Source organism: Cytobacillus citreus, assembly GCF_018343665.1.
Lineage (GTDB): Bacteria > Bacillota > Bacilli > Bacillales > Cytobacillaceae > Cytobacillus > Cytobacillus citreus.
Map to the genome: position 1 here is coordinate 659,105 of NZ_JAGYPM010000002.1, position 15,283 is coordinate 674,387.

A 15,283-nucleotide genomic window follows, 5' to 3' on the forward strand; every position below is an offset into this window, starting at 1 on the left:
TGATTTACCTAGTCAATTACCTGTTAAATCTGTTGCGATTTTATCTTCTAATTGTATTTTTGTACTTCAAAACCGAACCCGTTATTTTTATAATGCCTTTTTAAAATTTGTTTAATCAATAATAAAAACTGTTTTTTCAACTCTTGCACACCCTTTAGTTGAAAAACTTCTGTCTGTGAATATCAATGTGTTTCTAAAGGTATTTTATGAATGTCTGAAACATCTACATGTTCATATTTAAGCACTTTAAAGCTAGGAAGTTCTAAAGTGATTGTATCAAAACCAAATGGAATATCATGTGCACCTTCAAAAGTTACAATTTGAACAGTCATTTTGTATTTATCATATGATTCATCTTGGACAATATCAATAATCCTTTCGGAATAAAACAGCCTTCCTTGAGGGTAATAAGTTTTGGTTGCATTTAATATTTCTTTTCCGATTGCCCTCAAAAATGCTTTTTCAAGAATCACATTACTCCCGACAGTAGGAAGTTTCTTCTTTTCAATTTTAATGACGTTCCAGCGGTTATTTTCTTTTTTTAATGTATATAACAGATTTAATCCATCTAATTTGACTGCATGTATATAAGCAATGTTTTCTTTAACATAAATCCTTGGTTCTCTAACCCAAGTTCCAATATCCCCTTGTAATACAGATAATACTGTCCTTCCTAAAGGTGTAACCTGCCCTTTATCGTCATAAAAAGGGAATTCACGAAAGAAATATATATCTTTAACTTCAAGTCCTTTTAAATCAACATCAAAATAATACTTATTAACAAATTCTTGACTTGGTGTTACTGACTTTGCAAAAACATTGGTGTTATTTATAAAAAACAAAGTACAAAAAATCAGAAAGAGTTTATTTTTCACCACGAGGAACCACCTACTTATAAATTTGTAGGTATCTTGCCCAGAACCTTGTTCAACTATCCTGCTCCGTTAGTTCAATAAGAATTAAACAACTTTATTATTTTTTAAAGGACTTTATTGTAAATTAAACATCTTTATTATCTCTTAACATTTAAGGTGGTGTTTTGTTCTTACCCTATTATTTCGGTGCACTGTTTGTCTACAAAGGAGAGGGATTAGTTCTAATTTATCGCAGATTAACGGGCAGTAAGACCCCCACTTGTGACCGTCAAGTAAAATTGAACACATTTTGCTAATTAATTTTGAACACTTTCACTTCCAAAAATGGAAGTTCGATGCTTCATTCGGTAGCTATCATTATTTAAGTGAATAACTTCTGCTCGATGAATGATTCTATCCAAAATGGCAGTGGTAATACTTGCATCACCCATTAACTCTCCCCAATCACTAGGTGACTTATTTGAAGTAAGAATGATCGAAGCGTTGTTATATAAGTCGTTAATAAGATGGAAAAACAGATTCGCTTCGCGCTGATCCATCGCCATAAACATCAGATCATCTATCACAACTAAGTCTGAACTTCGAATCCTTTTCATCCTTGTCTGTGATTTACGAGTAATTTCTTCTGTTTTTAATGTGTGTATCAACTCTCCCATTGAAGTAAATACAACTTTAAAACCTTGTTTTATTGCCTCTATACCTAACCCAATTGCCAGGTGGGTTTTCCCCGCACCTGGCGGTCCAAGTAATATGATATTAAATAATTGTTCAATCCAAGTTAACTCTTTAAGTTGATTAAGTTGCTTTTTACTTAATGATTCCTGTTCACCTAGATTAAAGTCATTCAGTGTTTTATGATACGGAAACGTAGCCCATTTAAGGCGTTTTTCTATTTGTTTTTCTTCCCGACGTTTTTGCTCATACGTTAATATTTCTAAAAGAAAAGTAGTATAAGAATCTTCGTTTGTTTCTGCTGCTTTGATTAGTTTAGATATTTCATTGGATGTTTCCGTTAAACGCAATGTTTTTAATAACTGTTGTACCTGGTATAGCTGGCTCACCGTATTTCACCAGCCAATACTGAAACATATCCATCCATTCCTCGTGTTCCCGGCTTCGTTAACATTTTCGATTCATGAAAGCCATGGAGTGTTTTTATTGTTTCATCATTATCAGTAGGTGCTGTACTGTTCACTTGTCGTTGACGGTCTAGGTACCGAACCATATCGATAAAATCTGTTGCACAAAATAGTTTCTGATTCACACATTCTTTAAGTGCTTCATTTAATAAGGTATTTTCGTACTTCTTTATCTCTCTAGATATGAGTTGAAGCTGATCCCTAATGTAACGTGGGTATGCATTTTTTACTGACTCTAGAAAGGAAAGTGCGATATCGAGATTATCAAATTGTTCTGCGACTGTTTGAATATATACGTCTATTCCTTTTGTTCGATCTCGAGTATGTTGCCTGTCTTGAATCAGTTTACCTTTTTCTTGAGAAACACTATGCTTGGCCACTAATTCCCCAGTTTCAGGATCGCAGATTACTAAATAACCGTCGTCTGTCTCAGAAATTGCTACTTGTGGGTACTTTCCAAATGTTCCGAGAGGTACGGAATAGCGATTAGAGTTATACCGAATCGTATTGTCCTTTCGAACGGTTCTTGTTATACTAGAGTCGAATTGGTTTTTACTATCGATAGGGAATCTATTGGTAGATTCAGAGATGGGTCGTAAGTGTTGCTTTTCGAGGAGAAACACATCGACTGGTCTCTTTTTTGTTGTATTATGAATCTTATAGTTCCCTGTACGCTTAAGCCATGCCATTCCTTCTTCGTTCCACTTATCGATACCACGATAGATACGGTGTTTGGCAAAGTTATCTTTTACATAACCAACTACATTTTCTATTTTGCCTTTACTTTCTGGATCTGCTTTTCTACATACCCAAATCGTTAATTTACGTTCTTCTCTGTATGCTTGAAACTCTCTGGTAAGAATTAAATCCCCTCCATTTTCACTAACAACGATGAGTGCATCTTGGTCGTATACTAGTTCACTAGGAATACCTCCAAAGTATTGAAACGCATTTTCGTGAGCTCGTATAACGTCAGTAGTAGTGAAAGGTCTATCAAGCCACTCTTTGTACTTGTACCTTGAATGAGAAAGGACAAATGCTATAAAACGAAGTTTTACTTCCTTGCCACTCTCTGTACGCTGGACGGTTTGTCCAAAATCTACTTGTATTTGCTCTCCCATTGGTGGGTCAGGAACTGCCTCATATTCTCGGGGGCTAGCTTCTTTAGAAATATTATATTCTTTACGCAATTCCCTTACATATGCTCTGACTGTGCTCTCGGCAATATCTGTTACTTGCCGTTTTTCTTGTAACCAATCAAAAACTTGTGCAGCCGTCATATCAGGATAATTATACAACCATGAGAGTATCTTTCCCTTGTGAGTATCTAGCTTTTTCTTCCTGCTTTGTTGTTGAACAACCCACTCACTCATTTCCCCAGGAGACCTTTCTAAATAACGATAAACCGTCGTTCTAGAAACACCTAATTTCTTTGCAATTTTAGCCTTACTAAAGCCTCTCTTTAACAACTGATGAATTTCCATATACATTTGCCACTTATCCACCTTTTACTCCTCCACACTGATGTAAATTTCAAGATTCTATCATTTATCATACAGTGTCAGAGAACTATTTTTAATAATCGGGAGAGAAGGGACCATTTTCCATTGGAGGATCGTCCATAGGCCATCCCCCAATGAAAACCCAACACCCCCCACTGGAAAATAAGTGTTCATTCTTATCTAGCAGAAACTGTCTACTTTAGTTTATCAGTCACACCACTACAAGGTTGCGAGAGAATCAAAGAAACCTAAGAGGGGTTCAACTGCCCGTAAAGGCCCATAAAATGAACACAGACTAAAAGCGCCACATCGTGTGGCAACGTCGGCACTAGCACGTCCTGTGCGTCGAAAAACCCTCACTGATGGAAGTTTCACTTTATATATTCATGTTGAAATGTTGTTTAAAACCTACTTTTCCTTTATCTGTGACTTTTACAGCTCGAATAGATGGAACTTGAACTATCCAACTTAAATCCAAAAAGTGTTTCATCAGCTCATTTCCTAAAGCACCGGCAAGATGATGATGACGCTCACTCCAGTCTAAACATGCATGAGAAAATGATCGTCGCTTTCTTTTTAATTGACCTAAATCAATGCCGAAATCAGTAAAGAACTGTTCTCCTTTAGGTGTTACTACAAAGTTTCTTTCTTCTTTTTCCAAATAACCAGTATTCAACATTGATTCGGTTAAACCGACTCCTAATTTCCCTGCTAAGTGGTCATAGCAAGTTCTAGCTTCTCGAAGCAATTTTACTTGACTAGATTGTTTTAACGAACGCACTTCAGGAGGTGGAGAAATCGCAAGAAAAGATTCTAAAATGCGTGCGACTTCTTCATTAGCTAGCTGATAATAGCGATGGCGTCCTTGTTTATCAACGTTAACAAGGCTAGCTTCTATTAATTTAGAAAGATGAAAACTGGCTGTTTGAGGTGTTATTGCAGCCATATAAGCTAATTCACTGGCCGTATGAAACCGGCCATCCATTAAACTTATTAGAATTGTTGCCCGTGACTTTTCTCCAAGGAGAAAGGCAATTTCCGCCACATTTGGATTTATACTCATTTTCATCAACCTTTCTGCATTCTATATTTCGATAATAATTGAAGTGTTTGTCGCTTACAATGATTTATGACAACTCAAGGAGGTAACACAATGAATACCTATTATGCAGCTATATTTACTTCTCAAAGAACAGAGCACAATTCAGAAAGATATGAAAGTATGTCAGACAACTTGGCAGAACTAGTAAAAGCACAACCTGGATTTATTAGGATTGAGAGCGTAATAAATAACGAAGGGTATGGTATTACAATTTCTTATTGGGTATCCTTAGAAGCAATTCAAAAATGGAAAGCTAACACGACGCATCAATTAGCACAACAAAAAGGAAAAGAAACGTGGTACAGCCAATATAACGTGCAGATTTGTAAGGTGGTAAGAGAGTATTCTTTTAAAGGAATTGACCTGAGTTAGTAATTCACCTAAAGGTAACTTGCGTTTAAGGGAGCTTGTAATTAAGCGACCTTTTTTGCCCTAACGGCGCATTTGTACAAACAGTGGAAAAGAAAAATAATTAATGCTTTTTTATGAAAATAAACCTATCAATATTAAATAGTGACTTCGTTTTGATCAAACTTCATTGGGGTATTTTGAACAATTTCACCTAATAATTCTATGATGTCCGGCGAAATAATGAAAAGAATGCAGATGGATAAAGGGATGGCAACGATATGGGTAAACGATTGGCAAAATTATGCTTCAATAATAATAATATAAAAAGAAATTCATTTAACACCGTTTCTATTCAGAACGGTGTTTTGTGATTAAAGCATAAAAATGTCACCGTTTAAATAGATTAGATGATGAATTTCGAGACAATTTACTTCAGAAATTAAACGATATTGCATTAGATTTAGATTTATTTGCAAAAGTTTCCTCTTTTAATGTTACAACTAGAGCTGTATTAAGGGAATTAGAGAGGAAACAGTGCTTAGAAAGTTCAATAAATGAGTATTGCGGAATGAGCCAGCTGTGCGGTGTTTTGAGCCACTGTTTGCGGACATCTGAGCCAGTAAGTGCGGGAAAGAGATCCACTATCATAAAATTATATAATAAGAAACTTTGACAAACAATTTAACACACAGTATAAGGGCCGCTCTACTTTACCTAAGATAGTGCAAATTCGGTAGTCCGCCACCAATGACTTAAATATTAGTGGCTCTGGCTCTACCCCATGAATGAGTAATTCTATTAGTGGCTCTCTATTCCGCAAATGATGGCTCTTTTCTCCGCAATGAATGGCTCAAAACTCCGCATAAGTGGCTCAATTCATTCGCAATAATCATCTTTTAAGTGATTATTGCAGAGTATGGGAATCGAAATCCGTCGTTATGATGGATTTTTATTTTTATGGAGTAAAAAAACATTTATTAGGGAATATTACCACACTTCCTTCCTTGAGGTTTGAGTCTATTTCAAATTTTGTTCCACCTCTATGAAACCTGGATTTTCCATGAGTTCTGGACCAGCAAATCCTAGGTATAAATAAAGATCTCGGTTAGGAACGTCCGTTGTTGCCTTTAATATTTGATTCGTCTCCTTCGAGTAAATATAACGGTTATCATCATCCGTATTTGAAGATGGTGAAGTAAATTTAAATCCTTTATAATCAGCAAATAATTGGTCAAAGTACTTTTTATCTACTTTCATTAATACTATTTGGAATAATTTATCTTCTCTAAAATAATACCTCGCAACCCCATCATAATCCATGACAAAGTCCGCCCCGCTGCCATCCTCTTGCTCTATTGAATATTTTTCACCTAAAAGCTCTATTACGCTTTCTTGTGAGTCGCCTAAAGTAATTCCATGAATATTTAGGTTACCTTGTTTTAAAAAAAATGTGGGTTTTTTCAATTCTGAATACATTTCTGTTTGAGACTGTTGTTCTGTTGCAGTAATTTGTTCATTTCCAATCAACATTTCATTTAGGAATAAAAACATTATGCCTATTAAGCTTATCGCCAAAACGAGGGTTAACACGACGTTACGCCATTTATGTTTAGGCCTCTTTGATGTGTTTTCAAGTTCCTGTAGTACATTTTTCATTACACGCTCTTTACTCTCAGTTAAATTTTTTACTTCTCTAAAAAGATACTTATTCATTTAAAAACACCTCCCATTGTATCCCACTCAATTGATTTCTTAATAGTTCCCTTCCACGAATTAAACGGGTTTTTACTGTGCTCTCAGGTATGGATAAAATATTTGCAATATCTGGAATTGTCATTTCGTTGAAGTAATAATGAATAAGAACTTCCTGCTGTTTTAAGGGCAATCCGATGATAGCGTCTTCGACAATTGTTTGTTCGTCTTTTCTGATCAACTCATCTGCATACCTTTTTCCGGCAGGTGGAAAGAACTTATTTTGTATGAGGATCTTTTTGTAGGCCCAGCTCTTCAAATAATCCTTGCTCTTGTTAACAGTCATTTTTATAAGAAAGGCCTTTACCTCACCACGCTCTTCATAATTTTCCTGCTGATGATAGAACTTTATAAATACTTCCTGTACAATGTCCTCCGCAGCATGGAGATCCTTCACATAACCATAAGCTGTTCGAATCAGGAGTTCTGTATATTGAAACATTAATTCTTTTATGTTATGAATAGTAAACAAAATGACACCTCCTTTCTCTGTTTATTAAACGATTTTCAAACCATTAAAGTTTGAATTTATCAAAAATTAAAAATAAATGACTGTTAATCAAGATAACTGAGGGCTGCAAAAAGTTAAATGGTAAAAAATAGTTGTTACCTTTATAACACTGATAGCTCAGTGTGTGAACTGAACAGTGAATATGGCGTATCGAGGGAGAACCATCTACAAATACATTCGGTTTTGAGTTGAAAACAAAAGGAGTTATACCTCATAGAGGGGTCCCTGCAGAACCAAAAGAATCAAATATTAATTCAACTGATAACAACTAGCCACTATTCCTCCACTTGTCGAAGTAACTCTTGATTAAGGTTCGAAAAGTGCTATTATAACAGCTGTTTGGTGCTATTTACGGGTTGTTCTTATGATAACAAAGAAAAAGCTAACGTAATAATAAAAAAGTCAGTTCGTATCAGATAAAAACAATGAGATATTTCTCCTGAGTTTGAAACATCAACCGGAGATAAATTAGTTGGACAAAAAGATAAAGTAGGAATATGCAGATGAGGGAGGTCCAGTTCTTTTTCTTGCTGTACCAATAGGGACGTATGTTGCTGAGAGGAAAACTATTAATATGCAAGGAAAATGAGGGAATCCGCGATGACGAAAACAAAATGGGCCTTAATCCTGTTAGGTGTACTGGATTTAATGCTTATCATCATGTATCTAACAGACTATTTCATTCTTTTCTTGAAACCATCAGGTTATTTGATTCCTTTGGCGATTAATATTATTGTTTTATCCGTAATCGGCTTTCGGTCTTCTCGGTATCATAATTTATGGACCATCGCCGGATTGGTACTGAGTATTCCAATTTTGTTGATACATGGTTTTATGGTTTGGTTAATGGATTATAGCTACACAACGATTGATTCAACTTACAATCAGCAATCGCTCGTCATTGAATACCGGGACATTACGCTAGGTGAAACAACATATTTTTATGATTTTTATAAGACAACGTTCGGTATTGTTGGCAAGCGTCTCGATGATCAATCGATTGAAATGGTGATTCAAGGCACGGATCGTCCGGCTGGATTGGATGCGGAAGTTGCTTTAGGTTTGGGAGGAGAAAAATGGATTACCAAAGATATCGTTCGCTTTCCTACTTGGGAAGGAATGAAAGAGGTACATTTGAAGCCCTCATCAGTGAGAGCAGCAGATATCGAAGCTTTCATTGAAATGGCAAAGAATAAAGAGAGCGGTCAAACAATTACGGTAAATGGCAACCAGTTAGAAATACGCTATGATGAGTTATCCGGTCAAAGCTGGATTGAAGTGTCCAGTGATAATGACAAGGGGGCGATACCTAGACAACAGTGCTCCCGTATCGCACCAAATGAAGAACTTGGGTATTATATGTTGGAAGAATGTACACATCAATGGGAATACATTTTGTATTCAATGACAGAAAGTAGGTAACTTAGCTTATTAAACAATCGGGCGCTTTCCTTTAATAAGGAAAGCGCTCATTTTCCATATAAGGGCCATATTCTGGAAAAACATCTTTGAGATTGCGAATGTTTGTACTTAAATTACTCATATGGTTTATTTCTACGGAGCTGTATTTATCTCTATGTATACGAATATTAATGTATTGGGAATGGGAAGGTTTCATGAAAATCTAGGGTTAGGAGGGAATAACTTGGATGTAATTGGAAAAAGTGTCATTCGTAAAGACTCGTGGGATAAAGTGACAGGCCGGGCGAAATACACGGCTGATTACCAATCAGTTGGGATGCTTTCTTGTACAAAGGTCATCAGTCCATATGGGCACGCTAGGATCACTGCGATTGACACGACAGAAGCGCTAAAAATACCAGGTGTTAGGGCGATTATCGCAGGAGAATATTTTCCACTCACAGGTGAGGCCATCCGTGACCGCCCGCCGATTGCTGTTGATAAGGTCCGTTATCACGGAGAACCAGTTGCATTAGTTGTCGCTGATACCCCAGTACAGGCTAAGAGAGCAGCTTACCTGGTTAAGGTCAACTATGAATTATTGCCAGTAGTAAATTCACCTACACAGGCGTTCCAAAAGAATGCTCCCCTCGTCCATGAAAAGTTAGGTGAATACAAAAAGGAGGAAGATTCACACCCGGTTCCGGGAACAAACATTGCAAACCTTATTAAAATTCGCAAGGGCAATATTGAAAAAGGATGGTCTGACAGTGAGGTAACAGTAGAAGCGAGTTATTCCTTTGCACCTTCGGACCATGCCGCAATGGAAACGAGATGTTCAACTTGTGAGATTTTACCAGATGGAACAATCAATATAACGACCTCGTCTCAGGCGCCTTTTATGGTCAAAACGCTTATAGCTGATTACTTTGGTGAGGATATAGGGAAAATTGTTGTTCACACGCCGTTTGTTGGAGGAGCCTACGGTGGAAAAGCACCCGTTCAGCTTGAAATACTTGCCTACTTAGCATCGAAGGCTGTTGACGGCCGACCCGTAAAGGTTCTCAATACCCGTGAAGAGGATATTATTACATCTCCATGTCACATTGGTTTGGATGCAACAGTTAAAATTAGGGCCGACCGTAACGGGAAAATTAAGGCTATGGAAATCCTTTTTTTGTGGGATGGGGGTGCCTATTCCGATAAAGCCATTGATGTAACAAGATCAGGGGCAGTCGACTGCACAGGTCCCTACAATGTTGAGAATGTCTGGTGTGATTCATACTGTATGTATACCAATCATCCGTATGCATCCCCATATAGAGGGTTTTCTCATTCCGAGCTTTCTTTTGTGATTGAAAGAACATTGGACTTACTATCACAAAAACTGCAAATGGATCCGCTTGAACTCAGGTTTTTAAATGCCATTAGGCCAGGAAATACAACACCGACAAGGGTTCTTTTAAATAAAAGCAATTTAGGAGACTTACCACAGTGTATTGAGAAAGTAAGACATTTAATCAAGTGGGACGAAGGGGCGATTAAAGAGATAGATGAACGCTTTGTTAGAGTAAAAGGCGTAAGCTGTAGCTGGAAAACCTCAACGATTGATGCCAATTCTCCCTCAGGGGTTATTTTAACATTTAATCGGGATGGGAGTATCAATTTAATGTCAGGGATTATCGAAATTGGAACTGGGACTAAGACTGTGCTAGCTCAAATTCTTGCCCAGAGACTTAAAATGGATATCGATAAAATTCATGTTCGAATGGAAGTAGATACCCAGACAATGCCAGAACATTGGAAAACCGTTGCCAGCAGGGGAACATTTATGGCAGGTAGGGCTACCTTAAATGCCGCAGACGATGTGATTAACCAATTAAAAGAAGTGGCTTCATGTGTGTTAAGAGCACCAAAGGAAGATCTTGAAGTGGCAAATAGTCGAGTATTTTTGAGGGATGATCCATCCATTGGGCTTCATTTTAAAGATATTGGATATGGTTATAAGTATCCAAATGGTAACGCTATTGGCGGTCAAATCATTGGAAGAGGAAATTATATATTGCGTCATATAACGTATTTGGATCCAGAAACTGGAGCTGGGAAACCTGGTCCGGAGTGGTCTGTTGCGGCATATGGAGTAGAGGTAGAATTCGATCGTAGAGATTATACTTATCGACTTGTTAATGCTGCGACGGTAGTGGATGCTGGCAGGGTGATGAATGAAAAAGCAGCATTAGGTCAGGTTATGGGGGCAATGAGTATGGGGCTAGCATTCGCTGGGAGAGAAACATTTTATTTTGATCATTTAGGGAGGGTTTTAAATCCGCAGCTTCGGACGTATCGCCCGCTCCGCTATAGAGAGAATCCTAATTATTTGGTTGGTTTTGTTGAAAATCCGCAGATTGATGCACCATACGGAGCCCGTGGAATAGGAGAACTAGGGTTAATGGGAATGCCTGGGGCCCTCGGGAATGCATTGTCTGTGGCCGCTGGTGTTTCGCTTCATAATCTTCCCTTAATTCCAGAATTGATTTGGAAAGCAAAGGAGAGGCAATAATGTATATCCGGTGGAAAGAAGTAGAGCACCATTTGAAGGGCGAAGGGCGTCATTTGTGATGCCGTTATTTTTCTCATACTGACAATGAGCTGATAAACATTATGTCCTTCAGCACGATAAAGGAGATAAGAAAACTGGGCTTCAACAAAAATTGAATGAACAAGAAACGCCGTAGCCATGCGGCTTTTTTTGTTTGCATAATACATTCGGGAGGTGTTCTGGAACCAATGTATATACATATGAAGGAATAGGGATTTCTTCATCACTATTTAAGAGAGTGAATAATGATTCATAAAAATTCATGAACAATTACACTTAAAGTAAAGGGGGCATATCTTGAATAAGGTTAATCGCAATGATCTTCAACAATTGGGCGCTATCCTTGAACAAGGATAAGCACTCATTTTTCATTTTAGGGCCAGATTGTTGAATAAAAAGTAAAAATTGTATAGTGAAAATTGTGAAGAAATTCACTTAAACTAACGATGTAGGTCAGTTTTACAATAATTCTCGAATTACACTTTACTTATACTCACTTTTATGTTAGTTTACTCAATAATAAATTTGACAAAGGGAGGTGCAAGCGATGTTAACTATTTTTAGAATTTTGTTTGGGAAAAATGCAAAAATTGGTAATTACTTAGCGGACAAAGGGAGTAGTCTGTCCTTTTTTATGCTATACAACCATATAAAAAACAGTTATCGGAGCTTTGCACCTATGACAAAATACAAATAAATGACTTTATTTATTTGTGCATATTTTGATATTAATGTCTAGCACCGATAATTTTATAGGTGCTTTTTGTGTTCTTTTTTAACTTAAAGGATAGATAAACTCCCTTCTATTTACTCAAAAAAATTAGAGAGTCCTATGGAAGGTGAGAAACATGCAATTAAGACAAATTAATAAATATAGAAGAATAAAAGAATTCTTAAGGGAACATAATTACCCTAATTTTAGAATGAAACAAATCTTTAATGCTATTTTTAAAGAAAGAATAGATAAATTCAATGAAATTAATGTACTTCCAAAATCGTTAAGAGAAATTTTAGTTAAGGAATTTGGAGAGTCTATTATAGATATTGTTCCTTTAACGGAACAACATTCTGAGCAAGTCACTAAAGTCTTATTTGAAATTTCAGGAAATGAAAAAATAGAAACGGTAAATATGAAATATAAAGCTGGGTGGGAATCATTTTGTATATCTTCTCAGTGCGGATGTAATTTTGGGTGTAAATTTTGTGCAACAGGTGACATTGGATTAAAAAGAAATTTGACATCAGATGAAATAACTGACCAAATCCTCCATTTTTACTTACAAGGTCACTCAATTGATAGTATTTCTTTTATGGGGATGGGGGAAGCGTTAGCCAATGTACAAGTTTTTGATGCCTTGGATGTATTCACTGATCCTACGCTGTTTGCTTTAAGTCCTCGTAGGTTATCTATTTCAACTATTGGGATTATACCAAGTATAAAAAAAATGACTCTGAATTATCCGCAAGTCAATTTGACGTTTTCGTTACATTCTCCTTTTAATGAACAACGAAGTAAGTTGATGCCGATTAATGATATGTATCCATTATTAGATGTAATGGACACATTGGATGAGCATATACGAATAACATCAAGAAAAGTATATATTGCTTATATAATGTTACCTGGTGTGAATGATTCTATTGACCATGCTAAAGAAGTAGTAAGTCTATTAAAAGGTCGATATAAAGAAGGACGTTTATATCATGTGAATTTAATCAGATATAACCCAACCGTCAGTTCTCCTTTAAGGTTCGGTGAAGTTGATGAAGGACATGTTGTTAATTTTTACAAAAAATTAAAATCATCAGGTATTAATGTGACCATTAGAAGTCAATTTGGAATTGATATAGATGCTGCTTGTGGTCAATTGTATGGAAATTATCAAAAGAGCAACAAGCAGTAATTTGAGGTGAAGATGATGTTGAATTGTATTCCATAAAAAAATTTGTTAATATAAAAATACAATTATGAGAGGACTGATGGATGGACAATGATTAACTAATCTATATTTTTATTTGAAATGAATAACTTCAAACTACAAAATATAGGGTTAGTCTATCCATTTTTATAAATCAGTTTACACTTTATTTGTCATGATTCCAATGGCAAAAAAGAACTTATTTAATACAAGTGAAAGACTAATCCTTCCAATTACAAATGGGAGGATTTTTTATTCTCTCATAGAAAAGATTGATATTTTTTTATCTGTAACTTTAATCTAATAAATAAAGGAGAGAGAGAAATGAGCAATTCAGACACTATTGTTACGCATGTAATACTCCGTATAAGTCGTTAATATCCATCAAACTTATACGGAGAAATTTAGAATAGATGGATGTGCCGACTTTGTATAAAAAGTAAAAAGTGTTGATATACAAAGGAGGAATTATCATGTCAATGATACAAGTTCAAGACTTATCTTTTTCTTATCCAGGCAGCTTTGACAATATTTTTGAAGGTGTAAACTTTCAAATAGATACGGATTGGAAACTTGGATTTATCGGTAGAAATGGACGAGGTAAAACAACATTCTTTAATTTATTATTAGGCAATTATGAGTATAGTGGGAAAATCATTTCTTCGGTAGAATTTAATTATTTCCCTTATCCAGTTTCAGATAAAAACAAGTATACTCATGAAATTTTTGAAGAAATTTGCCCCCGAGCAGAGGATTGGGAATTTCTTCGTGAAATATCCTATCTGAATATTGATGCCGAGGTCATGTACCGACCATTTAAAACATTATCAAATGGAGAACAAACCAAGGTGTTGCTAGCTGCACTTTTTTTGACTGAGGGTCAATTTCTATTAATTGATGAGCCAACCAATCATCTAGACACTGATGCACGAAAGATTGTCTCTGATTATCTAAGAAAGAAAAAAGGGTTTATTTTAATTTCACATGACAGAATGTTTTTAGATGGATGCGTTGACCATATCTTATCTATAAATAGGGCAAATATTGAAGTGCAAAGTGGTAACTATTCTTCTTGGAAGTTAAATTTTGATAGACAGCAGGAATACGAAGAGGCAACGAATCAGCGTCTACAAAAAGACATTGGAAGATTAAAACAGTCTTCAAAGCGTTCAGCAGGTTGGTCTAGTCAAGTGGAAGCTTCCAAAAACGGGACAACAAATTCGGGTTCTAAATTGGATAAGGGTTTTGTAGGACATAAAGCGGCAAAGATGATGAAGAGAGCAAAGAACCTTGAATCTAGGCAACAAAAAGCTATTGAGGAAAAGTCTATGCTGCTAAAGAATGTGGAAAAAACCGAGTCATTAAAATTAGAACCATTGGAATTTCAGTCAAATGAATTGATTGTTTTGGCTGATGTGTCTGTTAAGTACGATGACCAAATAGTGAATAAGCCAATTACCTTTAAAGTTGAACAAGGTGACCGTATTGTACTTGATGGAAAGAATGGAAGCGGAAAAAGTAGTATCCTAAAATTAATTCTAGGAAATCCGATACAGCATACAGGTTCAATGAATTTAGGTTCAGGCCTCATCATTTCCTATGTTCAACAAGATACTTCTCATTTGAAGGGACTGTTATCGGACTTTATTGAAGAGCATGAGATTGATGAAACGTTATTTAAATCCATTCTACGTAAGCTGGATTTTGACCGAATTCAATTTGAGAAAGATATATCTCATTATTCTGGTGGACAAAAGAAAAAGCTGCTTATAGCCAAAAGTTTATGTGAAAAAGCTCATTTATATATTTGGGATGAACCGTTAAATTTTATTGATATTTATTCGCGCATGCAGATTGAAGAGCTTATTCAAAAATTTAATCCCACAATGGTTATTGTTGAGCATGATCAGGCATTTCAACAAACAGTTGCAACAAAAACTATATCTATGTAGTTAAATAAGAAGAATTGAAGATATAATCAGTAAATCAGATTATTAAATTATAGGGTGCGTTTCTTAATAAGGTCTTTGAAATGTTCTTTACGTAAAACAGGGACAATGGAGAAAGAAAGTTACTAATGTCTTTTAAGATTATCTTGAAATCGAGTCTTCTGTTAAAGGGCGCGTTTAATT

At 35.9% G+C, this 15,283-nt stretch carries 11 protein-coding genes; 5 read left to right on the forward strand and 6 right to left on the reverse strand.

What is annotated here, in order from left to right:
- Positions 1-182: 182 nt before the first annotated feature.
- From KHA94_RS09265 to KHA94_RS09280, 4 genes are all read right to left on the reverse strand, one after another.
- Positions 183-878, reverse strand: coding sequence for a DUF3888 domain-containing protein (locus KHA94_RS09265; RefSeq protein WP_213101844.1), 696 nt, complete (start codon positions 876-878; stop codon positions 183-185).
- 293 nt (positions 879-1,171) lie between these two features.
- A complete protein-coding gene (gene istB, locus KHA94_RS09270; protein WP_213101845.1) occupies positions 1,172-1,936 on the reverse strand; it encodes an IS21-like element helper ATPase IstB in 765 nt (254 codons plus the stop codon).
- The gene (gene istA, locus KHA94_RS09275) at positions 1,933-3,519 is read right to left on the reverse strand and encodes an IS21 family transposase (protein WP_213101846.1); all 1,587 of its coding nucleotides are present in this window, start codon (positions 3,517-3,519) and stop codon (positions 1,933-1,935) included. Before istA ends, istB begins: the two co-directional genes overlap by 4 nt.
- A 373-nt stretch (positions 3,520-3,892) precedes the next feature.
- On the reverse strand, positions 3,893-4,579 hold the full coding sequence (locus KHA94_RS09280; RefSeq protein ID WP_213101847.1) for an ArsR/SmtB family transcription factor: 687 nt from the start codon (positions 4,577-4,579) through the stop codon (positions 3,893-3,895).
- Positions 4,580-4,669: 90 nt separating this feature from the next.
- Between KHA94_RS09280 and KHA94_RS09285 the strand changes: the two genes are divergently transcribed.
- Positions 4,670-4,990 carry an antibiotic biosynthesis monooxygenase family protein gene (locus tag KHA94_RS09285; RefSeq protein WP_213101848.1) on the forward strand — a complete coding sequence of 107 codons (321 nt, stop codon included), beginning with the start codon at positions 4,670-4,672 and terminating at the stop codon, positions 4,988-4,990.
- Between the two features lie 996 nt (positions 4,991-5,986).
- On the opposite strand, the gene KHA94_RS09290 is transcribed toward KHA94_RS09285, so the two are convergent.
- A complete protein-coding gene (locus KHA94_RS09290; RefSeq protein ID WP_213101849.1) occupies positions 5,987-6,682 on the reverse strand; it encodes a hypothetical protein in 696 nt (231 codons plus the stop codon).
- Positions 6,675-7,193 (reverse strand): sigma-70 family RNA polymerase sigma factor, encoded by a 519-nt coding sequence (locus KHA94_RS09295; RefSeq protein WP_249365409.1) that lies wholly within the window; start codon positions 7,191-7,193, stop codon positions 6,675-6,677. The genes KHA94_RS09290 and KHA94_RS09295 overlap by 8 nt, the downstream gene beginning before the upstream one ends.
- 639 nt (positions 7,194-7,832) lie before the next feature.
- Here KHA94_RS09295 and KHA94_RS09300 point away from each other — a divergent pair.
- The 4 genes from KHA94_RS09300 (at position 7,833) to KHA94_RS09315 (ending at position 15,103) form a co-directional block, all read left to right on the forward strand.
- Positions 7,833-8,654, forward strand: a complete 822-nt coding sequence (locus tag KHA94_RS09300; protein WP_213101850.1) for a hypothetical protein — start codon at positions 7,833-7,835, stop codon at positions 8,652-8,654.
- Between the two features lie 223 nt (positions 8,655-8,877).
- On the forward strand, positions 8,878-11,193 hold the full coding sequence (locus tag KHA94_RS09305; protein ID WP_249365410.1) for a xanthine dehydrogenase family protein molybdopterin-binding subunit: 2,316 nt from the start codon (positions 8,878-8,880) through the stop codon (positions 11,191-11,193).
- Positions 11,194-12,080: 887 nt separating this feature from the next.
- Complete coding sequence (locus tag KHA94_RS09310) at positions 12,081-13,136, forward strand: Cfr family 23S rRNA (adenine(2503)-C(8))-methyltransferase (RefSeq protein WP_213101851.1); 1,056 nt, start codon at positions 12,081-12,083, stop codon at positions 13,134-13,136.
- A 488-nt stretch (positions 13,137-13,624) separates the two neighbouring features.
- A complete protein-coding gene (locus KHA94_RS09315; RefSeq protein WP_213101852.1) occupies positions 13,625-15,103 on the forward strand; it encodes an Lsa family ABC-F type ribosomal protection protein in 1,479 nt (492 codons plus the stop codon).
- Positions 15,104-15,283 lie beyond the last annotated feature (180 nt).

Excerpts from the sequence above, each read along its gene's own strand:
- KHA94_RS09280 (WP_213101847.1), bottom strand. The coding sequence starts at position 4,579 with ATGAGTATAAATCCAAATGTGGCGGAAATTGCCTTTCTCCTTGGAGAA.
- KHA94_RS09285 (WP_213101848.1), top strand. The coding sequence starts at position 4,670 with ATGAATACCTATTATGCAGCTATATTTACTTCTCAAAGAACAGAGCAC.
- KHA94_RS09290 (WP_213101849.1), bottom strand. The coding sequence starts at position 6,682 with ATGAATAAGTATCTTTTTAGAGAAGTAAAAAATTTAACTGAGAGTAAA.
- KHA94_RS09300 (WP_213101850.1), top strand. The coding sequence starts at position 7,833 with ATGACGAAAACAAAATGGGCCTTAATCCTGTTAGGTGTACTGGATTTA.
- KHA94_RS09310 (WP_213101851.1), top strand. The coding sequence starts at position 12,081 with ATGCAATTAAGACAAATTAATAAATATAGAAGAATAAAAGAATTCTTA.
- KHA94_RS09315 (WP_213101852.1), top strand. The coding sequence starts at position 13,625 with ATGTCAATGATACAAGTTCAAGACTTATCTTTTTCTTATCCAGGCAGC.